At 72.8% G+C, this 22,144-nt stretch carries 20 protein-coding genes; 13 read left to right on the top strand and 7 right to left on the bottom strand.

Translation table 11 applies throughout. The features are described 5' to 3' along the window. Positions 1-74: 74 nt before the first annotated feature. Both SVTN_RS26075 and SVTN_RS26070 read right to left on the bottom strand, forming a co-directional pair. Positions 75-371 carry an MTH1187 family thiamine-binding protein gene (locus SVTN_RS26075; protein WP_041131284.1) on the bottom strand — a complete coding sequence of 99 codons (297 nt, stop codon included), beginning with the start codon at positions 369-371 and terminating at the stop codon, positions 75-77. After that, positions 368-721 (bottom strand): DUF3817 domain-containing protein, encoded by a 354-nt coding sequence (locus SVTN_RS26070; protein ID WP_041134259.1) that lies wholly within the window; start codon positions 719-721, stop codon positions 368-370. The genes SVTN_RS26075 and SVTN_RS26070 overlap by 4 nt, the downstream gene beginning before the upstream one ends. Positions 722-828: 107 nt before the next feature. Here SVTN_RS26070 and SVTN_RS26065 point away from each other — a divergent pair, with 107 nt between their 5' ends. From SVTN_RS26065 to SVTN_RS26050, 4 genes are all read left to right on the top strand, one after another. After that, a complete protein-coding gene (locus SVTN_RS26065; protein ID WP_078908503.1) occupies positions 829-1,467 on the top strand; it encodes an AIM24 family protein in 639 nt (212 codons plus the stop codon). Then, positions 1,467-2,117: an AIM24 family protein gene (locus SVTN_RS26060; protein ID WP_041131282.1), complete on the top strand. Its 651-nt coding sequence runs from the start codon at positions 1,467-1,469 to the stop codon at positions 2,115-2,117. The genes SVTN_RS26065 and SVTN_RS26060 overlap by 1 nt, the downstream gene beginning before the upstream one ends. 23 nt (positions 2,118-2,140) lie before the next feature. Beyond that, positions 2,141-2,899 carry an AIM24 family protein gene (locus tag SVTN_RS26055; RefSeq protein WP_052499726.1) on the top strand — a complete coding sequence of 253 codons (759 nt, stop codon included), beginning with the start codon at positions 2,141-2,143 and terminating at the stop codon, positions 2,897-2,899. Between the two features lie 83 nt (positions 2,900-2,982). Beyond that, complete coding sequence (locus SVTN_RS26050; RefSeq protein ID WP_041131280.1) at positions 2,983-3,459, top strand: MarR family winged helix-turn-helix transcriptional regulator; 477 nt, start codon at positions 2,983-2,985, stop codon at positions 3,457-3,459. 63 nt (positions 3,460-3,522) lie between these two features. Here the strand turns inward: SVTN_RS26050 and meaB are convergent, their stop codons facing one another. Next, the gene (gene meaB, locus SVTN_RS26045; RefSeq protein WP_041131279.1) at positions 3,523-4,479 is read right to left on the bottom strand and encodes a methylmalonyl Co-A mutase-associated GTPase MeaB; all 957 of its coding nucleotides are present in this window, start codon (positions 4,477-4,479) and stop codon (positions 3,523-3,525) included. 33 nt (positions 4,480-4,512) lie between these two features. Beyond that, positions 4,513-5,721 (bottom strand): acetyl-CoA C-acetyltransferase, encoded by a 1,209-nt coding sequence (locus SVTN_RS26040; protein WP_078908502.1) that lies wholly within the window; start codon positions 5,719-5,721, stop codon positions 4,513-4,515. 137 nt (positions 5,722-5,858) lie between these two features. Between SVTN_RS26040 and mce the strand changes: the two genes are divergently transcribed. From mce to SVTN_RS26005, 7 genes are all read left to right on the top strand, one after another. Beyond that, positions 5,859-6,311 (top strand): methylmalonyl-CoA epimerase, encoded by a 453-nt coding sequence (mce, locus tag SVTN_RS26035; RefSeq protein WP_041131277.1) that lies wholly within the window; start codon positions 5,859-5,861, stop codon positions 6,309-6,311. A 185-nt stretch (positions 6,312-6,496) separates the two neighbouring features. Continuing rightward, positions 6,497-11,221, top strand: coding sequence for a polarized growth protein Scy (gene scy / locus SVTN_RS26030; protein WP_041131276.1), 4,725 nt, complete (start codon positions 6,497-6,499; stop codon positions 11,219-11,221). A 114-nt stretch (positions 11,222-11,335) separates the two neighbouring features. Continuing rightward, positions 11,336-12,271 (top strand): coiled-coil domain-containing protein, encoded by a 936-nt coding sequence (locus tag SVTN_RS26025; RefSeq protein ID WP_030694501.1) that lies wholly within the window; start codon positions 11,336-11,338, stop codon positions 12,269-12,271. Between the two features lie 97 nt (positions 12,272-12,368). After that, entirely contained in the window at positions 12,369-13,355 is a 987-nt protein-coding gene (locus SVTN_RS26020; RefSeq protein WP_041131275.1) for an ABC transporter ATP-binding protein, read from the top strand. A 3-nt stretch (positions 13,356-13,358) separates the two neighbouring features. Beyond that, positions 13,359-14,138, top strand: coding sequence for an ABC transporter permease (locus SVTN_RS26015; RefSeq protein ID WP_041131274.1), 780 nt, complete (start codon positions 13,359-13,361; stop codon positions 14,136-14,138). Between the two features lie 193 nt (positions 14,139-14,331). Then, complete coding sequence (locus SVTN_RS26010) at positions 14,332-15,543, top strand: ABC transporter ATP-binding protein (protein WP_041131273.1); 1,212 nt, start codon at positions 14,332-14,334, stop codon at positions 15,541-15,543. Continuing rightward, the gene (locus tag SVTN_RS26005; protein ID WP_041131272.1) at positions 15,540-16,382 is read left to right on the top strand and encodes an ABC transporter permease; all 843 of its coding nucleotides are present in this window, start codon (positions 15,540-15,542) and stop codon (positions 16,380-16,382) included. Before SVTN_RS26010 ends, SVTN_RS26005 begins: the two co-directional genes overlap by 4 nt. Positions 16,383-16,389: 7 nt before the next feature. Here the strand turns inward: SVTN_RS26005 and SVTN_RS26000 are convergent, their stop codons facing one another. Further along, the gene (locus SVTN_RS26000) at positions 16,390-16,719 is read right to left on the bottom strand and encodes a hypothetical protein (RefSeq protein ID WP_041134258.1); all 330 of its coding nucleotides are present in this window, start codon (positions 16,717-16,719) and stop codon (positions 16,390-16,392) included. Positions 16,720-16,917: 198 nt separating this feature from the next. Between SVTN_RS26000 and SVTN_RS25995 the strand changes: the two genes are divergently transcribed. Continuing rightward, entirely contained in the window at positions 16,918-17,952 is a 1,035-nt protein-coding gene (locus SVTN_RS25995) for an LLM class flavin-dependent oxidoreductase (protein ID WP_041131271.1), read from the top strand. A 103-nt stretch (positions 17,953-18,055) separates the two neighbouring features. Here the strand turns inward: SVTN_RS25995 and SVTN_RS25990 are convergent, their stop codons facing one another. Beyond that, on the bottom strand, positions 18,056-18,448 hold the full coding sequence (locus SVTN_RS25990) for an SCO5389 family protein (protein WP_015036224.1): 393 nt from the start codon (positions 18,446-18,448) through the stop codon (positions 18,056-18,058). 248 nt (positions 18,449-18,696) lie between these two features. Between SVTN_RS25990 and nucS the strand changes: the two genes are divergently transcribed. After that, the gene (gene nucS / locus SVTN_RS25985) at positions 18,697-19,368 is read left to right on the top strand and encodes an endonuclease NucS (RefSeq protein ID WP_041131270.1); all 672 of its coding nucleotides are present in this window, start codon (positions 18,697-18,699) and stop codon (positions 19,366-19,368) included. A gap of 79 nt (positions 19,369-19,447) precedes the next feature. On the opposite strand, the gene SVTN_RS25980 is transcribed toward nucS, so the two are convergent. Next, positions 19,448-22,033 (bottom strand): tetratricopeptide repeat protein, encoded by a 2,586-nt coding sequence (locus tag SVTN_RS25980; RefSeq protein WP_041131269.1) that lies wholly within the window; start codon positions 22,031-22,033, stop codon positions 19,448-19,450. Positions 22,034-22,144: the final 111 nt, after the last annotated feature.

The following is a 22,144-nucleotide window of genomic DNA, read 5'->3' as shown; positions in this document are numbered from 1 at the left end:
GCGCGGAGCCCCCAGGTCCTGGGGCAGGACCCGGGGGCTCCGTCCGTTCGAAGTCCCTTCGGAACAGTGCGGCGTCAGGCGCCGAGGTGGCGCTCCACCGTCTCGACCTTCGTGGTCAGGCCGTCCGTCACGCCCGGGCGGATGTCGACCTTCATGACCACCGAGACGCGCGGCGCGCGGGCCTCGACGGCGGCGACGGCGCGCTTCACGACGTCCATGACCTCGTCCCAGCTGTCGCCCTCGATCGAGGTGAACATCGCGTCGGTACGGTTCGGCAGGCCGGACTCCCGGACGACCCGGACGGCGTCGGCGACGTACTCGCCGACCTCCTCCCCCACGCCGAGGGGGGTGACGGAGAACGCGACGATCATGCCTTCACCGCGCTCTCGGCCTGCTCCGCGCGGGCGCGGGAGGCGATGACCGCGTCCGCGGCCGCGCGCTTCAGCTTCCGCTCGGCGTAGAAGCCGCCGAAGGGCAGCACCGAGAGGACGAAGTAGAGGGCGGCGGTGCCGAAGCTCCACTTGGTCTTGTTCCAGGCGTCCAGCCAGAAGAGGACGTACAGGACGAAGAGCGCGCCGTGGACCGCGCCCATGACCGGAACCGCGTTGAAGTCCGTCGTCCGCTTGAGCACCGAGCAGACCAGCAGGAGCAGGAACGAGACGGCCTCCGGCGCGGAGACGAGCCGGAGCCTGTGGAGGGAGGAAGCGGTCTTGATGTCCACGGAGGGGGTCACCTTCGTTCGATCTTGTGAACGGATGCACAAGGGCCCGTCCATTGTGCACGGCGACTTTGCTGTCCCTTTAGCCGGGGGCCCAGTACCTTCCTCGGGTGGCAACGTTCCGACTCCAAGGCAGCAAGGTGCTCGCGGTCTCCATGACCGGCGACGCCGTCAAGGCGAAGAACGGCTCGATGGTCGCCTACGACGGCCAGATGGCGTTCAAGAAGATGAGCGGCGGCGGTGAGGGCCTGCGCGGCATGGTGACCCGCCGGCTCACGGGTGAGCAGATGGAGGTGATGGAGGTGCGCGGCCAGGGGACCTGCTGGTTCGCCGACCGGGCCTCCGAGATCAACCTCGTCTCGCTGCACGGCGACAAGCTCTGGGTGGAGGCGAGCAATCTGCTCTGCACGGACGCGGGGCTGCGCACCGGCACCTCCTTCACGGGGCTGCGCGGCGGCGCCACCGGCAACGGTCTGTTCACGACCACGGTCGAGGGCACGGGCCAGGCGGCGATCATGTCGGACGGTCCGGCGGTGGTGCTGCGGGTGACCCCGCAGTACCCGCTCCAGGTCGACCCGGGCGCGTACATCGCCCACCAGGGCAACCTCCAGCAGCACTTCCAGTCGGGTGTGACCTTCCGCACCCTCATGGGCGAGGGCGGCGGCGAGGCCTTCCAGATCCGCTTCGAGGGCGACGGGCTCGTCTACGTCCAGCCGAGCGAGCGGAACACGATCGGCGGTGACGTCTGATGCCGTTCCGCGAGATCAACTCGAAGATGGTCGAGGCGACCGTCATCCCCGGGCAGCGGATGTTCAGTCAGCGCGGCGCGATGCTCGCGTACCGCGGCGACGTCACTTTCACGCCGAACATGGCGGGCGGCCAGGGCGGCCTGATGTCGATGATCGGCCGCCGGGTGGCCGGCGAGGCGACCCCGCTGATGTCGGTCGAGGGCAACGGCACGGTGATGTTCGGGCACGGCGGGCACCACGTCCACGTGGTCGCGCTGGCCGGCGACACCCTGTACGTCGAGGCGGACCGGCTGCTCGCCTTCGACGGCACCCTGGAGCAGGGCACGATGTTCATGGGCTCGCAGGGCGGGATCATGGGCATGGTCCGCGGCCAGGTGACCGGCCAGGGCCTGTTCACCACGACCCTGCGCGGGCACGGCTCGGTGGCCGTGATGGCGCACGGCGGGGTGATCGAGCTGCCGATCGCCCCCGGCCGCCCGGTGCACGTCGACCCGCAGGCGTACGTGGCGCACCGCGGCGACGTGCAGAACAAGCTGTCCACCGCGCTGGGCTGGCGCGACATGGTGGGGCGCGGCTCGGGCGAGGCCTTCCAGCTGGAGCTGAGCGGCAACGGTGTGGTGTACGTGCAGGCCTCGGAGGAAAAGCTGTGACCGGTCCCGTGATCCACGATCCGATGACCCTGCCGTCGGACGACAACGTCAATGCGTACACCTTCTGCGTGGAGCTCAAGGGCTCCCAGTGGTTCCTGCAGAAGGGGAAGATGATCGCCTACTACGGGCGGATCGAGTTCAACGGCATCGGGCACGGGCGGCTCGACCGTCTGGTGCGGACCTCCTTCCACTCGCCGCTGCACGCGAGCGACTGGGTGGTGGCCGAGGGCAGCGGGAAGATGCTGCTGGCGGACCGGTCCTTCGACGTGAACTCGTACGACCTGGACGAGGGCAATCTGACGATCCGGTCGGGCAATCTGCTGGCCTACCAGCCCTCGCTGGCGCTGAAGCAGTCGATCGTGCCGGGCTTCGTGACGCTGATCGGCACGGGCAAGTTCGTGGCCGCGTCGAACGGCCCGGTGGTCTTCATGGAGCCGCCGCTGCGGGTGGACCCGCAGGCGCTGGTGGGCTGGGCGGACTGCCCTTCGCCCTGTCACCATTACGACCACGGCTACATGACCGGCGTAATGGGCGGCGTCCGCGCGCTGACGGGCATCGGGGGCACCTCGGGCGAGGAGCACCAGTTCGAGTTCGTGGGAGCGGGTACGGTACTGCTCCAGTCGACGGAGCTGCTGATGGCGGAGCGGTCGATCGGTGCGCCGCCGGCGCAGGCGGGGGTGCCGGGCGGGCACGGGGCGGCTGGTTCCGGCCAGGGGCCGCTGGGTGCGGTGCCGCGACTTCCCGGCCAGCTCGGTGACCTCCAGCGTCGCTTCGGTCTGTGAGCGGTAGTCTGCGGAGTGTGACGTCATCGAACGCGCGCTCCCAGACTTCGTCAAGTATTCAACTTCTTAGGTAGAATCCATACATGGAGACCGAGACCGCCACCCCCTGGCTCACCGACGGCGAGCAGTGCGCCTGGCGCACGTTCCTGGACGTCCAGAGAATGCTGACGTACCAGCTGGAGAGGGACCTCCAGCCCTTCGGCCTGACGATGAACGACTACGAGATCCTCGTGAACCTCTCGGAGTCGACGGAGCGGCGGCTGCGCATGAGCGACCTCGCCGCCGCCACCCTCCAGTCGAAGAGCCGGCTCTCCCACCAGATCACCCGGATGGAGAACGCGGGGCTCGTACGCCGGGAGAACTGCGAGTCCGACCGACGCGGGCTCTACGCCGTCCTGACCGACGACGGCATGGACACCATGCGCAAGGTCGCCCCGCACCACGTCGAGTCGGTGCGCAAGCACTTCATCGACCAGCTCAGCGGCGAGGCCCTCGGCGACCTCCACCAGTCCCTGAAGCCCGTCGCCGAGCAGCTCCGCGGCCGCCGCGGCAAGCCGTGACCTGACAGAGATGAGAAGGGCCCCTCCGATGACCGGAGGGGCCCTTCTCGTACGTGCCGGAGGTCAGTTTCCGGTCAGGCTCGCGACCAGCTCGTCCGAGGCCGCGTACGGGTCGAGGGCGCCCGCCGTGATCCGCTCGGCGAGGGCGTCCAGACGCCGGTCGCCGTGCAGGTCGCCGATGCGCTCGCGCAGGGCCGTGACCGCGATGGTCTCCACCTCGCGCGCCGCACGGGCCCGGCGACGCTCCGCCAGGACCCCGTGCTCCTCCATCCAGGCGCGGTGCTTCTCCAGGGCCTCCACGACCTCGTCGATGCCCTCGCCGCGCGCCGCGACCGTCTTGACGATCGGCGGCCGCCAGTCGCCCGCGGCCCGCGCCTCGCCGAGGCCCAGCATGTGGTTGAGCTCCCGGGCGGTGGCGTCCGCGCCGTCCCGGTCCGCCTTGTTCACCACGTACACGTCGCCGATCTCCAGGATGCCCGCCTTCGCGGCCTGGATCCCGTCACCCATGCCCGGGGCGAGGAGCACGACCGAGGTGTCGGCCTGCGAGGCGATCTCCACCTCCGACTGCCCGACGCCGACGGTCTCCACGAGGATCACCTCGCAGCCGGCCGCGTCCAGGACGCGGATGGCCTGCGGGGCGGACCAGGCGAGCCCGCCCAGGTGGCCGCGGGTGGCCATGGAGCGGATGTAGACGCCCGGGTCGGAGGCGTGCTCCGACATCCGGACCCGGTCGCCGAGGAGCGCTCCCCCGCTGAACGGGGAGGACGGGTCGACGGCGAGGACGCCGACCCGCTTGCCCGCCCGGCGGTACGCGGAGACCAGCGCGGACGTCGACGTGGACTTGCCCACGCCCGGCGAGCCGGTCAGGCCCACCACGTACGCGCCGCCGGTGAGCGGCGCGAGCGCCGCCATCACCTCGCGCAGCTGCGGGGACGCCCCCTCCACGAGCGAGATCAGCCGGGCCACGGCCCGCGGCCTGCCCTCCCGTGCCTGGGCGACGAGTTCGGGGACGTCCACCATGTGCGACTGCTCCTTGCCGGTTGAGCCGGGTGCTTACTTGCCGTTGCCGGGGACGCGCACGATCAGCGCGTCGCCCTGACCGCCGCCACCGCACAGGGCGGCCGCGCCGACGCCGCCGCCGCGCCGCTTGAGCTCCAGGGCCAGGTGCAGCACCAGACGGGCGCCGGACATGCCGATCGGGTGGCCGAGCGCGATGGCGCCACCGTTGACGTTCACCTTTTCGGGGGTGACGCCGAGGTCCTTCATGGACTGGTGCGAGACGGCGGCGAAGGCCTCGTTGATCTCGATCAGGTCGAGGTCGGAGACCTCCAGGCCCTCCTTCTTGAGGGCGTGCAGGATCGCGTTGGACGGCTGCGACTGGAGGGAGTTGTCCGGGCCGGCCACGTTGCCGTGGGCGCCGATCTCGGCGATCCACTCCAGGCCCAGCTCCTCCGCCTTGGCCTTGCTCATGACGACCACGGCGGCGGCGCCGTCGGAGATCTGCGAGGCGGTGCCGGCGGTGATGGTGCCGTCCTTGGTGAAGGCCGGGCGGAGCTTGCCGAGGGACTCGGCGGTGGTCTCCGCGCGGATGCCCTCGTCCTTGGAGAAGACGACCGGCTCGCCCTTGCGCTGCGGGATCTCGACCGGGGTGATCTCGGCCTCGAAGATGCCGTTCTTCTGGGCGGCGGCGGCGCGCTGGTGCGAGAGGGCGGCGAGCTCGTCCTGCACCTCGCGGCCGATGCCGAGGCGGGTGTTGTGCTTCTCCGTGGACTCGCCCATGGCGATGCCCTCGAAGGAGTCGGTGAGGCCGTCGTACGCCATGGCGTCGAGCATCTCGATGGCGCCGTACTTGAAGCCCTCGCGGGACTTCGGCAGCAGGTGCGGGGCGTTGGTCATGGACTCCTGGCCGCCGGCGACGACGATGTCGAACTCGCCGGCGCGGATCAGCTGGTCGGCGAGCGCGATGGCGTCGAGACCCGACAGACACACCTTGTTGATGGTGAGCGCGGGGACGTTCATCGGGATGCCGGCCTTGACGGCGGCCTGGCGGGCGGGGATCTGCCCGGCGCCCGCCTGGAGCACCTGGCCCATGATCACGTACTGCACCTGGTCGCCGCCGATGCCGGCGCGGTCGAGGGCCGCCTTGATGGCGAAGCCACCGAGGTCGGCGCCCGAGAAGGACTTGAGCGAGCCGAGGAGGCGACCCATGGGCGTGCGGGCGCCCGCGACGATCACTGAGGTGGTACCGGTCGTTCCAGACATGAGGCACGGCCCCTTGGGATGAGGAGTGAACGAGGGTTTACCGCCAATGTACTGAGCGGTGCGGCGAACGGTCACCGGCCCGATGGTGTGATCGCGCGCACGTTGCGTAACCACCGTTCCGGCGGTGCACTGGAGCCATGCTGACGCGTATCGACCACATCGGGATCGCCTGTTTCGACCTGGACAAGACTGTCGAGTTCTACCGTGCCACGTACGGTTTCGAGGTCTTCCACTCCGAGGTCAACGAGGAGCAGGGCGTCCGCGAGGCCATGCTCAAGATCAACGAGACCTCGGACGGCGGGGCCTCGTACCTCCAGCTCCTGGAGCCCACCCGGGAGGACTCGGCGGTGGGCAAGTGGCTCGCCAAGAACGGCGAGGGCGTGCACCACATCGCGTTCGGCACGGCCGACGTCGACGGGGACGCCGCCGCCATCCGCGAGAAGGGCGTACGGGTCCTCTACGACCAGCCGCGGATCGGCTCCATGGGCTCCCGGATCACCTTCCTCCACCCCAAGGACTGCCACGGCGTCCTCACGGAACTGGTCACCTCGGCCGAGCCGTCCGCTGACCACTCCTCAGCGGAGCACTGACCTCCGGATTCCTGGCCCGGTAGAGTGGGCGGCTCCGGGCCGGGGCCGGTCGGGGCCGCTCCGTGCGGCATCGAAGTCGGGATGTCGGGGTCGTCCGATCTGCCACGATTCCCCGGGGGTCCGTCCTCGGCCGTGAGGGCGTGCTCGTAAGAGTGTTGCGACCAGGGGACGGATGGGACCGCGCAGTGCGGGGCTACGAACACCAGGAGAGCCGCCGAGCTGAAGACGACCATCTCGCCAGGTTCGAAGCCGAGATGGACCGGCTGAAGACCGAACGCGAGAAGGCCGTCCAGCATGCCGAGGACCTGGGCTACCAGGTCGAGGTCTTGCGCGCCAAGCTCCACGAGGCGCGCCGCACCATCGCGTCCCGGCCCGCGTACGACAGCGCCGACATCGGCTACCAGGCCGAGCAGCTGCTGCGGAACGCGCAGGCGCAGGCCGAGCAGCTCCGCCAGGACGCCGAGCGCGAGTTGCGCGAGGCCCGCGCCCAGACCCAGCGCATCCTCCAGGAGCACGCCGAGCACCAGGCCCGGCTCCAGGCCGAACTGCACAACGAGGCCGTCCAGCGCCGCCAGCAGCTCGACCAGGAGCTCAACGAGCGCCGCCAGACCGTCGAGGCGCACGTCAACGAGAACGTCGCCTGGGCCGAACAGCTGCGCGCCCGCACCGAGTCCCAGGCCCGCCGCCTGCTGGAGGAGTCCCGCGCGGAGGCCGAGCAGTCCCTCGCCGCCGCCCGCGCCGAGGCCACCCGGCTCGCCGAGGAGACCAGCCGCCGCGTCGGCACCGAGGCGGAGGCCGCCCGTGCCGAGGCCGAAGCGATTCTGCTGCGCGCCCGCAAGGACGCCGAGCGGCTCCTGAGCGCCGCCTCCAGCCAGGCGCAGGAGGCCACCAGCCACGCCGAGCAGCTCCGCTCGACCACCGCCGCCGAGACCGACCAGGCCCGCCGGCAGGCCACCGAGCTCTCCCGCGCCGCCGAACAGCGCATGCAGGAGGCCGAGGAGAAGCTCCGGGTCGCCCGCGCCGAGGCCGAGAAGGCCCTCACCGAGGCCAAGGAGGCCGCCGCCCGGCAGCTCTCCTCCGCCGAGCAGGTCAACGAGCAGCGCACCCGCACCGCGAAGACGGAGATCGCCCGGCTCGTCGGCGAGGCCACCAAGGAGGCCGAGGCCCTCAAGGCGGAGGCCGAGGAGAAGCTCCGCGAGGCCACCGCCCAGGCGGAGAAGCTCGTCACCGAGGCCACCGAGAAGGCCGTCACGGCCGCCGCCGAGGACTCCGCCGCCGCGCTCGCCAAGGCCGCCCGCAGCGCCGAGGAGATCCTCACCAAGGCGTCCGAGGACGCCCGGGAGACCACCCGCAAGGCCGCCGAGGAGGCCGAGCGGGTCCGCCGCGAGGCCGAGACCGAGGCGGACCGGCTGCGCGCCGAGGCCGGGGAGCAGGCCGACGAACTGCTCGGCTCGGCCAAGGACGACACCAAGGAGTACCGCGCCAAGACGGTCGAGCTCCAGGAGGAGGCCCGCCGGCTGCGCGGCGAGGCCGAGGCCCTGCGCGCCGAGGCCGTCGACGAGGGCGAGCGGATCCGCTCCGAGGCCCGCCGCGAGGCCCTCCAGCAGATCGAGGAGGCGGCGAAGACCGCCGAGGAGCTCCTCACCAAGGCCCGTACGGACGCCGAGGAGCAGCGCACCAAGGCCGGCGCCGAGAGCGAGCGGGTCAAGTCGGAGGCGATGGAGCGCGCCCAGACGCTCCGCACCCAGGCCGAGGAGACCCTGGAGCGCACCCGCGCCGAGGCCGAGCGGCTGCGCGCCGAGGCCGAGGAGCAGGCCGAGTCGGTGAAGACCGCGGCCGAGGAGGCCGCCGCCGGGCTGCGCGCGGACGCCGAGCGGGCCGCCGAGGCGCGCCGCGCGGAGGCCGCCGAGGAACTGACCCGGCTGCACGCCGACGCCGAGGCGAAGGTCGCGGCCGCCGGTGAGGAGCTCAGCGAGGCGCGGGCCGAGGGCGAGCGGATCCGGCGCGAGGCCGCCGAGGAGACGGAGCGGCTGCGCGCCGAGGCCGCCGAGCGGATCCGTACGCTCCAGGAGCAGGCCGAGCAGGAGGCCGAGCGGCTGCGCGCCGAGGCCGCCTCGGACGCGTCCACGACGCGTACGGAGGCCGAGGCCGCGGCGGTACGGCTCCGCACGGAGGCCTCCGAGGAGGCCGAGCGGCTGAGGTCGGAGGCCCAGGAGACCGCCGACCGGCTGCGGGCCGAGGCCGCGGCCGCCGCCGAGCGGGTGGGCGCCGAGGCCGCCGAGGCCCTTGCCGCCGCGCAGGAGGAGGCCGTCCGGCGCCGCCGGGAGGCCGAGGAGACCCTGGAGTCGGCCCGCTCCGAGGCCGGCCGGGAGCGCGAGCACGCCCGGGAGCAGTCCGAGGAGCTCCTCGCGGCCGCCCGCAAGCGGGTCGAGGACGCGCAGGCCGAGGCGCAGCGCCTGGTCGAGGAGGCGGACACGCGGGCGACCGAGATGGTCGCCGCGGCCACGCGAGCCGCCCAGGAGGTGCGGGACTCCGTCGCCGGGCTGCGCGAGCAGGCCGAGGAGGAGATCGCCGGGCTGCGTTCCGCCGCCGAGCACGCGGCCGAGCGGACGCGCACCGAGGCGCAGGAGGAGGCGGACCGGGTCCGCTCCGACGCGTACGAGGAGCGGGAGCGGGCGTCCGAGGACGCCGCCGCCACGCGGGCGCGTGCCCAGGAGGAGTCGGAGGCCGCGAAGGCGCTGGCGGAGCGGACGGTCACGGACGCGCTCGCCGAGGCGGAGAAGCTGCGGGCGGACACCGCCGAGTACGCGCAGCGGGTACGGACGGAGGCGACGGACTCGCTCGCCTCGGCCGAGCAGGACGCGGCCCGCACCCGCGCGGACGCCCGGGACGACGCGAACCGGATCCGTTCGGAGGCCGCCGAGCGCGCCGAGACGACGGTCGGCGAGGCGCGCGCGGAGGCCGAGCGGATCGCGGCCGAGGCCGCCGAGCTGCTCGAGCAGGCCGAGCAGGTCAAGGTCGATGGGGAAGCGCACGCGGAGGCGCTGCGCGACGCGGCGCTCGCCGACGCCGAGCAGGTCCTCGACGAGGCCCGCAAGGCCGCCGACAAGCGACGCGCGGACGCCGCCGAGCAGGCGGACGCCCTCATCGGCGAGGCCACCACCGAGGCCGAGCGGATCGCGGCCGAGGCCGCCGAGCTCCTCGAGCAGGCCGAGCAGGTCAAGGCCGAGGGCGAGGCGCAGGCTGAGGCGCTGCGGGCCGAGGCCCGTGCCGAGGGCGAGCGGGTCCTCGACGAGGCCCGGCAGGCCGCCGACAAGCGCCGTACGGACGCCGCCGAGCAGGCCGACACGCTCATCGGGGAGGCGACGGCCGAGGCCGAGCGGCTCACCGCCGAGGCGGTCGAGCTCATGGAGACGACCGAGCAGGACGCCGCGCGCCTCCGGGCCGAGGCCGAGCAGGTCAAGGCCGAGGGTGAGGCGCAGGCGGAGGCGCTGCGGGCGGAGGCCCGTGCCGAGGGCGAGCGGGTCCTCGACGAGGCCCGGCAGGCCGCGGACAAGCGGCGCGCGGACGCGGCCGAGCAGGCCGACGCCCTTGTCGGCGAGGCGACGGCCGAGGCCGAGCGGATCGCGGCCGAGGCCGCCGAGCTGCGCGAGACGACCGAGCGGGACGCCGAGCGGCTGCGCGCGGAGGCCGAGCAGGTCAAGGCCGATGGGGAGGCGCACGCCCAGGCCCTGCGGAACGCCGCGCTCGCCGACGCCGACCAGATCCTGGACGAGGCCCGCAAGGCCGCCGACAAGCGCCGTACGGACGCCGCCGAACAGGCCGACACCCTCGTCGGCGAGGCGACGGCCGAGGCCGAGCGGATCGTGAACGAGGCGGCCGAACTGGCCGATTCGGTCGGCGCGGACGCCCGTGCCGAGGCCGAACGCACCGTCGCCGCGGCCTCGGAGGAGGCCGAGCGGCTGCGCGCCGAGGGCGCCGAGGCGATCGCGGAGGCCCTGCGGGACGCCGAGCGGATCCGTACCGAGTCGGAGCGCGTGAAGGCCGACGCCGCCGCCGCGGGCGAGCAGATGCGCGCGGAGGCCCGCGAGGAGGCGGACCGGATCCTCGACGAGGCCCGCGAGGCCGGGGCCCGGAAGCGTTCCGACGCGGCCGAGCAGGCGGACCAGCTCGTCGCCAAGGCCCAGGAGGAGGCGCTGCGCGCCACCACGGAGGCCGAGTCGCAGGCGGACACGATGGTCGGCGCGGCCCGCAAGGAGGCCGAGCGGATCGTCGCCGAGGCGACCGTCGAGGGCAACTCGCTGGTGGAGCAGGCCCGTACGGACGCGGACGAGCTCCTCGTCGGGGCGCGCAGCGACGCGACGGCCATAAGGGAGCGGGCCGAGGAGCTGCGGGGCCGGATCGAGGGCGAGATCGAGGAGCTGCACGAGCGGGCGCGGCGCGAGTCGGCCGAGCAGATGAAGACGGCCGGCGAGCGCGTCGACAAGCTGGTGAAGGCGGCCGAGGAGCAGCGCGCCGAGGCGGAGGAGAAGGCCAAGGAGCTGGTCTCCGAGGCGAGTTCGGAGGCGAGCAAGGTCCGGATCGCCGCGGTCCGCAAGGCGGACGGGCTGCTGAAGGAGGCCGAGCAGAAGAAGGCCTCGCTCATCGCGGAGGCCGAGGCCATCAAGGCGGAGGCCGAGCGGATCCGTGCGGAGGCCGCGGCCGAGGCCGAGAAGACGGTCGCGGAGGGCCAGCGCGAGCTGGAGGTGCTGACGCGTCGTCGCAAGGACATCAATGCCGAGATCTCCCGTGTCCAGGACGTCCTGGAGGCGTTGGAGTCTTTCGAGACGCCGTCCGCCGGAAAGGACGGGGTCAAGGCGGGTGTGTCGTCGGGTTCCACTCGTACGGGTGGCAAGTCCCAGGACGGCTAGCCACTCAAAAGGCTGGACATTCTCCAGATCAAACGGGCATACGCTCGATGACACGCCGCTTCGGCCCCTAGGATTCCCTCTAACACCTCACCGGTCTCATTCGACAGGAACCCCATGAGCGACACTTCCTCCCCCTTCGGCTTCGAGCTCGTGCGGCGCGGTTACGACCGCGGTCAGGTGGACGACCGCATTACCAAGCTCGTGGCCGACCGCGACAGTGCCCTGTCCCGCATCACCTCTCTGGAGAAGCGGATCGAGGAGCTCCACCTCGAGACGCAGAACGCCCAGGCGCAGGTCACCGACGCCGAGCCGTCGTACGCCGGTCTCGGCGCCCGTGTCGAGAAGATCCTGCGGCTCGCCGAGGAGGAGGCGAAGGACCTGCGTGAGGAGGCCCGTCGCGCGGCCGAGCAGCACCGCGAGCTGGCCGAGTCGGCCGCCCAGCAGGTGCGCAACGACGCGGAGTCCTTCGCGGCCGAGCGCAAGGCGAAGGCCGAGGACGAGGGCGTCCGGATCGTCGAGAAGGCGCAGGGCGAGGCCAACACGCTGCGTGCCGAGGCACAGAAGGACGCGCAGTCGAAGCGCGAGGAGGCGGACGCCCTCTTCGAGGAGACCCGCGCCAAGGCCGCCCAGGCCGCCGCGGACTTCGAGACGAACCTGGCGAAGCGCCGCGAGCAGTCGGAGCGGGACCTCGCCTCGCGTCAGGCGAAGGCCGAGAAGCGCCTCGCGGAGATCGAGCACCGCGCCGAGCAGCTCCGCCTGGAGGCCGAGAAGCTGCGCACGGACGCGGAGCGCCGGGCCCGTCAGACGGTGGAGACCGCGCAGCGCCAGGCCGAGGACATCGTGGCCGACGCGAACGCCAAGGCCGACCGGATCCGTTCGGAATCGGAGCGCGAGCTCGCGGCGCTGACGAACCGCCGCGACTCGATCAACGCGCAGCTGACCAACGTCCGCGAGATGCTGGCGACGCTGACCGGTGCCGCGGTGGCGGCGGCCGGCTCCCCGATCGACGACGAGCGCACGGCCGGCGTCCCGGCCCAGCAGTCGCGCTGAGCATCCCTCGGGCGCAGGGCCAAGCACCCCCGGGCGTAGAAAAGACCCCCCGTCATTCCGGTGGCGGGGGGTTTTGCGCGCCCTTAGTTTGGGACGCATGATCGAGCTTGAGGGCCTCACCAAGCGCTACGGGACGAAGACCGCGGTCGACCACCTCTCCTTCCAGGTCCGGCCCGGCGTGATCACCGGCTTCCTCGGGCCGAACGGGGCGGGCAAGTCGACGACGATGCGGATGATGCTCGACCTGGACAACCCGACGAGCGGGACGGTCCGGATCGACGGCAAGCACTACCGGGACCTGGCCGAGCCGCTGAAGTACATCGGGGCGCTGCTCGACGCCAAGGCGATGCACGGCGGCCGTTCGGCGTACAACAACCTGCTGTGTCTGGCGCAGTCCAACCGCATCCCGGCGAGCCGGGTGGACGAGGTGCTCGACCTGGTGGGTCTGACGGCGGTCGCGAAGAAGAAGTCGAAGGGTTTCTCCCTCGGCATGGGGCAGCGGCTCGGCATCGCGTCGGCGCTCCTGGGCGATCCCGAGATCCTGATGTTCGACGAACCCGTCAATGGTCTGGACCCCGAGGGAATTCACTGGATCCGCAATCTGATGAAGGCGTTGGCGGCCGAGGGCCGGACGATCTTCGTCTCCAGCCATCTGATGAGTGAAATGGCGCTGACGGCCGATCACCTGATCGTGATCGGGCAGGGAAAGCTGCTGGCCGACACGTCGATGGCTGATTTCATCCAGCAGAATTCCCGGACTTATGTGCGAATGCGTTCGCCGCAGCAGGAACGGCTGCGGGACGTGCTCCACGCCAACGGATTTCTCGTGATCGAGGCGGGCGGCGGCGCCCTCGAGGTGGACGGGGCGAGCACGGAGAAGCTGGGCGAGCTGGCGGCGGAGAACGGGCTCGTGCTGCACGAACTGAGTGCCCAGCGCGCCTCCCTCGAAGAAGCGTTCATGCAGATGACGGCCGCCGCGGTGGAGTACCACGCGCACGGCACCGACGTACACGGCGGCACCGGCGTCCACAGCGACGCCGGGGCGCCGGGCCCCCAGTGGGGCACGACCTCCGAGGGAGCCTGATCGATGGCAGTGGCATCCGCGGTCCTGCAGTCCGAGTGGACCAAGATCCGGACGGTGTCGTCGACCGTCTGGACGCTGGCGAGCGCCTTCTTCGTCACGGTGGCGATGGGCGCGGGGCTGAGCGCCCTGACGAACGCCACCTTCAACGACATGAGGGCGGTCGAGAGGGCCACCTTCGACCCGACCCTGATCAGCTTCTCCGGGATGATCCTGGGGCAGCTGGCGATGGTGGTCTTCGGCGTCCTGGTGGTGGGGACCGAGTACTCCTCCGGCATGATCCGCACCTCGCTGGCCGCCGTGCCGCAGCGCGCGACCTTCCTCTTCTCGAAGGTCGCGGTGGCGGGCGGGCTCGCCCTCCTGGTGGGGCTCGCGACGAGCTTCACCGCCTTCTTCCTGGGGCAGGCGCTGCTCGGCGGGCACCGTGCCTCGATCGGCGACGACAACGTGCTGCGCGCGGTGATCGGCGCCGGGCTCTACATGGGCCTGATCGCCCTGTTCTCGATGGGCGTGGCGGCGATGCTGCGTTCGTCGATGCTGTCGCTCGGCATCCTGGTGCCGTTCCTCCTCCTGGTCTCGAACATCCTCTCGGCGGTCCCGAAGGCCAAGGAGGTGGCGCTCTACTTCCCGGACCAGGCCGGCTCGAAGGTCATGCGGGTCGTCCCGGACGCGATGAACTCGGAGGAGGCGCCGTACGGCCCCTGGGGCGGGCTCGGGATCATGGTGCTCTGGGTGGTGGCCTCGCTCATCGGCGGCTACCTGGTGCTGAAGAAGCGGGACGCCTGATCGCGGGCGCCTGATCGCGGGACGCCCGGCTGCGGGACGCCCGACTGTGGGCGCCTGATTCCCCTCCCGTGATTCCCCGAGCTTGGCCGGAACCGTCAACGCCTGGATAAGCTCCTAGCTCATACGGGGGGCTCCGGCCACAGGCCGCCACGCCCCGACATGGATGCGACCGACCTGTCGATGGGGCTGGAGAATGATCGAGGCAGTCGGCCTGACGAAGCGCTACGGCGCCAAGACGGCCGTGTACAACCTTTCCTTCCAGGTGAGGCCCGGTGTCGTCACCGGCTTCCTGGGGCCCAACGGATCCGGCAAGTCGACGACGATGCGCATGATCCTCGGGCTCGACCGGCCCACCGCGGGCCACGTCACGATCGGCGGCCACCCCTTCCGGCAGCTGCCGAACGCCCCCCGCCAGGTCGGCGCGCTCCTCGACGCCAAGGCCGTGCACGGCGGCCGGAGCGCGCGCAGCCATCTGCTGTCGCTCGCCCAGCTGGCCGGCATCCCGGCCCAGCGCGTCGACGAGGTCCTCGGCGTGGTCGGCCTCCAGGACGTCGCCAAGCGGCGCTCGAAGGGCTTCTCGCTCGGCATGGGCCAGCGCCTCGGCATCGCGGCGGCCCTCCTCGGCGACCCGCAGGTGCTGCTCTTCGACGAGCCCGTCAACGGCCTGGACCCCGAGGGCATCCTCTGGGTGCGGAACCTGATGAAGAAGCTGGCCTCCGAGGGCCGCACGGTCTTCGTCTCCAGCCACCTCATGAGCGAGATGGCGCTGACGGCCGACCACCTGATCGTGATCGGCCGGGGGCAGCTGCTCGCCGACATGCCGGTGAAGGACTTCATCTCGGCGAACTCCGCCGACTTCGCCCGGGTGCGGACCCCGGGCACCGAGCCGGCGCAGCGGGAGAAGCTGACGTCGGTGCTGATGGAGGCCGGCGGCCAGGTGCTGTCCGAGCCGGACGGGGCGCTGCGCGTCACGGGCCTGCCCCTGCCGCGGATCAGCGACCTGGCGCACGGCGCGGACGTACGGCTCTGGGAGCTGTCCCCGCACCAGGCCTCGCTCGAGGAGGCGTACATGCGGCTGACGCAGGGCGCCGTGGACTACCGCTCCACCGACGACCGCCTCGTCCACCTCCAGCCGCCCGCGCAGCCGGGGCAGCCGGGGTACGGGATGCCGCCGCAGCCGCCGGTCCAGGACGTGCCGCAGGAGGGCTGGTACGCCCCGCCGCCGCCCGGACAGAACCCGTACGCCGGCGGTCCGCAGGCCGCGGCGCCGGCCCCGTACGCCCCTCCGGCCGCCGCGCCGGCGCCGTACGCCCCGCCGGCCGCCGCCCCCGGTCCGTACGCCCCTCCGGCCGCCCCGCAGCCGAGCCTCCCGCAGCCGAGCGACACCACCAAGGACGCCCGATGACCGCCCCCGCCCACCACCAGGCCCCGGCCTCGGCGCCGTACTCCTACGTCTCCCCCATCCCGGTCCGCGCCGCGCACCTCGGTGACGCGCTCGCCTCCGAGTGGACGAAGATCCGCTCGGTGCGTTCGACGATGTGGACGCTCGGGGTGATGATCCTGCTGATGCTCGCCATCGGCCTGGGCGTCGCGGCCATCGCCTCGGGCGCCGACGTCGAGATGGGCGGGCAGTCCGCGCTCGCCTTCGGCTTCTTCGGGATGCTGCCGGCGTCGATCTGCGTGATCACGCTCGGCGTCCTGACGATCGCCTCCGAGTACGGCACGGGCATGATCCGTACGACCCTGACGGCCTGCCCGAGCCGGGCCCGGGTGCTGACGGCGAAGGCGATCGTCTTCTTCCTGCTGGTCTTCTCGGTCACCACGGTGATGGCGACCCTGGTGGCGATGGCGCAGGTCGCCCTCGTGGACACGGCGGCGACGCCGACGACCGGCGAGTGGCTGCGGGCGACGGTCGGCGCGGGCGCCTACCTGGCCCTGCTCGGGCTGCTCTCGCTCGCGGTGGGGACGGTCATCCGGCACTCGGCCGGCGCGATCACGGTGATGATCGGTCTGCTGCTGCTGCCGCTGGTGGCGGGCATGTTCATGATGGCCGAGGCGCTGCAGTCGGTGCAGAAGTTCCTGTTCACCTACGCGATCCCCTCGCAGATGATCGCGCTCTACAACGACGCCCCGCAGTTCGGCGACTCCGGCCCGGCGGGCTGGGAGGCGCTGCTGATCATGGCCGCCGTCGCGGCGGCGGCCCTGGGCGGCGCGTACGCCCTGCTGAACAGCCGGGACGTGTGATCAGGCCCTAGTACCTCGGCGCGTTGCGGGACCGCTGCACCCTGCTGGTGCGGCGGTCCTTCGCGTTCCAGCAGGCCTTGTGCCAGTGGCGGCGGTCGTCGACGCCGCCCCACTCCGGCCAGGCGACGACGTGCGGGGCGCCGGGCGGGATCTCCTGGTCGCAGCCCGGGCAGCGGTAGCGCTTGCCCGGTGCGCTGGCCCCGGCGACCAGCCGGACGTACCACTCCTCGCCCTGCCAGGTCTCGGTGCGCTGCACACCGCCGTACCGGTCGCCGTGATCGCCCTGCTGCTGCGCGGGCTTCTCGCCGCCTCGGGAGCGGTTGTGACGCGGGGACACGGGCACACCTCACGGGGTCTGGGAACACGGACCGTTCCCTCCAGCCTACGGGCCGCCATCCGGTGCCCCGGGCCCCGCCCGGGACGGCTTAGCCGAAAATCGCAAGAACTTCATGAACGGCCGTTGCCTTTGGCACGTGTCAGACGTTGGTGCCAGTGCGGGGGGAGATACGCGTCGGCCGCAAGGAGGCAGAAGGCGATGCGCGTGGGTACGTTCGTTCTGGCAGCCCAGTTCCCGGGCCAGGGCCAGGGGGAGGCACTGCACCGGGCGGTGCGGACCGCCGAGGTCGCCGAGGAGGCGGGGCTCGACTCCGTCTGGCTCGCCGAGCACCACTTCGTGCCGTACGGGGTCTGCCCCTCGGCCGTGACACTGGCCGCACTGCTCCTCGGCCGCACCCGGCGGCTCCGGGTCGGCACGGCGGTGAGCGTGCTGCCGACCGTCCACCCGGTGGCCCTCGGCGAGCAGGCGGCGCTGCTGCACCTCACCTCGGGCGGCAGGTTCACCCTCGGGGTGGGCCGGGGCGGTCCCTGGGTCGACCTGGAGGTCTTCGGCGCGGGCCTCGATGCGTACGAGAAGAGGTTCCCCGAATCGCTCGATCTGCTCCTTCGCTGGCTCACCGAGCCGCGCGTCGGCGCCGAGGGGGAACGATTCGCTTTCCGTGAGGTGCCCGTCGTGCCCCGGCCCGACGAGCTGATCGGCGGGGCGGCCTCCCCCGAGGTGGTGGTGGCCTGCACCTCGCCGAAGAGCGTCAGGCTCGCGGCGGAGCGCGGACTGCCGATGCTGCTCGGCATGCACTGCGGCGACGAGGACAAGGCCGAGATGGTCGCGGCCTGGGCGCGGTGCGCGCGGGAGGCCGGGCGGGCTACGGAGGAGATCGCGCGGATCGGTGCCTGCCACGTCTCGGCGGGGGTGGCGCAGCTCGCGGACCGGGGCGCGGACGCGGCGGAGGCGCTGGTGAAGGCGATGCCGGGCTGGCTGAAGCAGGGGCTCGACGCGCATGTGACGGTGGACGGCCGGCACCGGGTGATGCGGGACCCCGTCGCGTACACGGAGCTGCTGTGCGGGCTGCACCCGGTGGGCACGCCGCGGCACGCGGCGGACCGGCTGGCGGCGACCGCGGAGCGTACGGGCATCACGCGCTTCGCCCTGCTCGCGGAGGGCTCGGGCGACCTCGCGGCGACCGAGGAGAACGTCCGGCGGCTGGGCGCGGAGGTCCTGCCGCTCCTGGTGTGATCCTGTTCCGGACCGTGCTGCCGCTCCTGCACCTGTCGGCGGCGATGCGCGTCGGCTCGCATCGATCGCGTCCTCCCGCGGTGTGGAGCGGCAGCACCATGTCTCAGCAGTCGCGCAGTTCGGGCGACTGGTTCAGCAGCTGTCCCCGTACGGACGTGAAGCGGGCGAGGCGCTCGTCCACCGACGGGTCCAGCGGGAAGACCGCCACGCGGTGGCAGTTCTGGAAGGCGAGACGCACCCCGAAATGCCGCTGCAGCGCACCACGAATGGCATCGCTCGCGAGCGCGCGCAGCAGCTGACCACGTGCCTGCTCATTCGGCGGCGGCGTCTGGTTGTCGGCGAACTCTCCGCCGTCGACCTTCAGCTGTGCCACCAGAGAACTGATCATCTCCCATGCGTAGGGCAGGGAGGTCCGGACGCAGTCGACGAAGTCGGCTTCGTCGACCTCGCCTCGCTCGGCCTGTTCCAACAGGGCCGGTGAGACGTCGAGCGACATGGGTTCTCCTCTCGCGACCCCGCGGACGGGGTCTTGCGGGCAGGGACGAAGGCCGACGTACGCCACGCAGCGTGCACGGACGACGACCTCCAGCTTCCACGGTAAGCGCGCGGTCCGGGCGACACCAGAAGAATGGGCACACAACCGGCTGATAACCGACGGGTGTTCGGCCAACGACCACCCCCACGGGGTGCGCGGCCGATGCCCGAATCGCGCGGAAGAGCGCCCGTCTTGTAGCGTTGGCGACCATGCGTCTCGTCATTGCCCGTTGCTCCGTGGACTACGCGGGTCGACTCACGGCCCACCTGCCCTCCGCGCCCCGTCTGATCCTGGTCAAGGCAGACGGCAGCGTCTCCATCCACGCGGACGACCGGGCGTACAAACCGCTCAACTGGATGTCCCCGCCGTGCACCCTGAAGGAGGGTGTCGACGGTGAGGCGGGCATCTGGACCGTGATCAACAAAGCGGGCGAGAAACTGATCATCACGATGGAGGAGATCCTCCACGACTCCTCGCACGAGCTGGGCGTGGACCCGGGTCTCATCAAGGACGGCGTCGAGGCGCACCTCCAGGAGCTGCTCGCCGACCGCATCGAGACCCTCGGCGAGGGCTACACCCTGATCCGCCGCGAGTACCCGACGGCGATCGGCCCCGTGGACATCCTGTGCCGGGACGCCGACGGCGCGACGGTCGCGGTGGAGATCAAGCGGCGCGGCGAGATCGACGGCGTCGAGCAGCTGACCCGCTACCTGGAGCTGCTCAACCGCGATCCGCACCTGGCACCGGTGAAGGGCGTCTTCGCGGCCCAGGAGATCAAGCCGCAGGCGCGGGTCCTCGCGACGGACCGCGGGATCGGCTGCGTGGTCCTCGACTACGACGCGCTGCGCGGCATCGAGGACGACAAGCTGCGGCTGTTCTAGCGGCGGCGGGAGTACGAGTACGGGGACGGCCCCGGGTGCGGTGAGCGCGCCCGGGGCCGTCGCCTTGTCCGTACGGGGGTCAGGACGGCGACTCCGAGGCGGAGGAGGCGTTGAGGATCGTGGTCTCGCTCGCCGGGGGCGCGGTGGTCGTCGGCGGGGCCGTCGTCGGCGGCTCGGTCGTCGGCGGCGGGCTGGTGGTGGTCGTCGGCGGCTTCGGCGGCGTGGTCGTCGGCCTCGGGGGCGTCGTCGTCGGGCGCGGCCCGCCGGTGGTGGTGGGGGCCGTCGTCGTGGCTCCCCCGGTGGGCTCCGTCGTCGCGGTGGGGGACGTCGTCTCCGACGGGCTGTCCGAGGGTGACGGAGAGCCGGACTCGGACGGGTCCGTCGAGGCGGACGGCGAGCTGCTGTCCGAGCTCGACGGGCTCGGGGAGTCCGAGTGCGTGGCCTTCCCGGTCTCGCCCGGGTCGGTCTCGCCCTCGGCGGGCGGCTCCTCGCCGTCGAGGCCGTCGTCGGTGCCGCTCTCGCTCGCGGTGCTGTCGGAGGTGACGCGGTCGGTGGCGGGGTCCTCGCCGTTGCCGGAGGTGGCGCCGAGGGTCACGACGGTGCCGAGGACGGCGACGAGGAGCGCGCCCGCGCCGACGGCGACGAGGTTGCGGCGGGCGCCGCTGAGGATGCCGCCCTTGAGGCCGGTCCTGCGGCCGCCGCTCCCGGCGGTGTCGGGGCGGGTGATGACCGTCGGGCCCTCGTCGGCGAAGTCGGGGAACGCGGGGGCCGGGGCCGCCGCCGGGGTCCGGGCGGGTCCGGCCGGCAGCGGGGCCGTGACGGCCTCGGCTCTCGGGAGGGCGGGGCGGGCGGCCGGGCCGCGCAGGGCGGGGGTGCCGCGCGGCGGGGAGACGGGCTCCACGGCGGCCGCGTGGTCTCCGGAGAGGTCGGCGACGAGGGCGAGCGCCCGGCGGCCGGCGACGGTGCCACGCTTGTCGGCGAGCGCCCCGCGCATGCCGATGGAGGCCTCCAGTTCGGCGCGGGCGCGCTCCAGGTTTCCGGCGCAGATCGCGAGGACGCCGAGCTCGTGGTGGAAGTAGGCCTCCTCGGCGACCTCGCCGGTGAGCCGGGCGGCTTCCTGTCCGGCGCGCAGGGCCCGCTCCCAGGCACCCCAGTGGAGTCCGGCGGCGAAGGCGGGTGCGGCGGCGCGGGCGAGGAGGACGGCGGTGGCCCGGTGTTCGGCGGCGGTGTCGCCGGTGCCGGGGATCAGCGCGGTGAGGGCGGCGAGCAGGGCGTCGGACTCGGCGGCGGCCCGCTCGGGGGTGACGGAGGGGTGGGACGCCCACCAGGCGTAGTGCTGGGCGGCGGTGTGGGCGCGGTCGGCGGCCCCGTGCTCGTAGCCGTGGGCGAGGAGCTGGGTGAGGACTCCGGCGGAGAGCCGGTAGCGGGGGCCGACCGGGGAGAGCAGTCCGCAGGCCATGAGTTCGCCGAGGGCGGCGTCGGCGTGGGTGTCGCCGACGAGGGCCGGGAGGTGGGCCTGGTGCGGGACCTCGCCGCCGAGGGCGACGGCGAAGCGCAGGGCGGCCTGGGCGGAGCGGCTGAGGCGGGAGGCGAGGAGCGCGGCGGGGGCGGCGCCCTCGCCGAGGCTGGGCAGCGGTATCTCGCGGAGTTCGACGTCGGGGTCGTCGACGCCGTCGAAGGCGGCGGCCGCGACGGCCGCCGCGGCTGCGGGGTCGGCGGGTCCGAAGGCCTCTTCGAGGGCGCCGAAGGCGTCGAACTCGGCGGGGGTGACGCGCAGCTTGTCGCGCTGCCGGAGCAGGGCGCCGGCCTGGACGAAGCGGAGCGGGAGGCCTTCGGACTCGAACCACAGGTCGCCGGCCCAGTTGACCTCCTCCTCGGTGAGGGTGCGGCCGACGGCGCTCTCCAGGAGCTGGAGGGCGGCGGCGCGGCCGAGGCCGGCGAGGAGGACCTCCTCGATGGGGGCGTCGGCGGAGGGGGCGGGCGTGTCGGGGCCCGCGGCGAGGAGGAAGGCGCACTCGGGGGCGGCGGCGAGGAGCTCGTCGAGGGCGGCGCCGCCGAACTCCAGGTCGTCGACGACGACCACGGCGCCGACGTCGCCGATCCGGTCGAGGAGGCCGGCCCGGTCGGGGCGGTGGTCGGGGGCGTACCGGACGGCGGTGAAGAGCTCGTGGAGGAGTTCGGTGGGGGTGCGGTGGTGGCCGGAGAGGCGGACGACGCCGTCGGGGGCGAGGTCGGCGCAGTCGGCGGCGACGGCGTCGAGGAGGGCGGTGCGGCCGGATCCGGGGGCGCCGACGACGCGGGCGCAGCGACCCCGGCCGAGGATGCCGGCGAGCCGTTCGCGTTCCTCCTGGCGTTCGAGGAGGGGCAGCTCGGGCGCGGCGGGGCCCGGCAGGACGGGCGGGGCGGCGGCGCGGGCGGCCTCGGCGCGCTCCTCGGGGGTGCGGGGGCGGGGGGCGGCCGGTTCCTGCCCGGGCGGGCAGGGTTCGATCTCGCTGCCGTCGACGGGGTTGACGGTGAGGAGCAGTTCGCCGGAGACGAGCCGGACGACGCGGGCACGCGCGGGCGTCTGGGCAGGCGCCGGTGCGGGCACGCCACGGCCCTGGCGGGCCTCCTCGCCCTCGGTGTCGTGACCGTACTCCTCCGACCCAGGGTTGATCGGGTCCATGGTCCAAGCCCCCAAGAAGCGGTGTGCGGTACCCGCCGGGTGGGTCCGTCAATGTGCAGGCGACCGAACCCTAGACCGTGCTCGGGCGCTCGGGAACAGCCGGGGTGCCCC

Origin of the sequence: Streptomyces vietnamensis (genome assembly GCF_000830005.1) — a bacterium.
Taxonomy (GTDB): Bacteria; Actinomycetota; Actinomycetes; order Streptomycetales; family Streptomycetaceae; genus Streptomyces; species Streptomyces vietnamensis.
The sequence above is the reverse complement of the archived record's forward strand: the minus strand, read 5'-3'. Positions and strand labels throughout refer to the sequence as shown.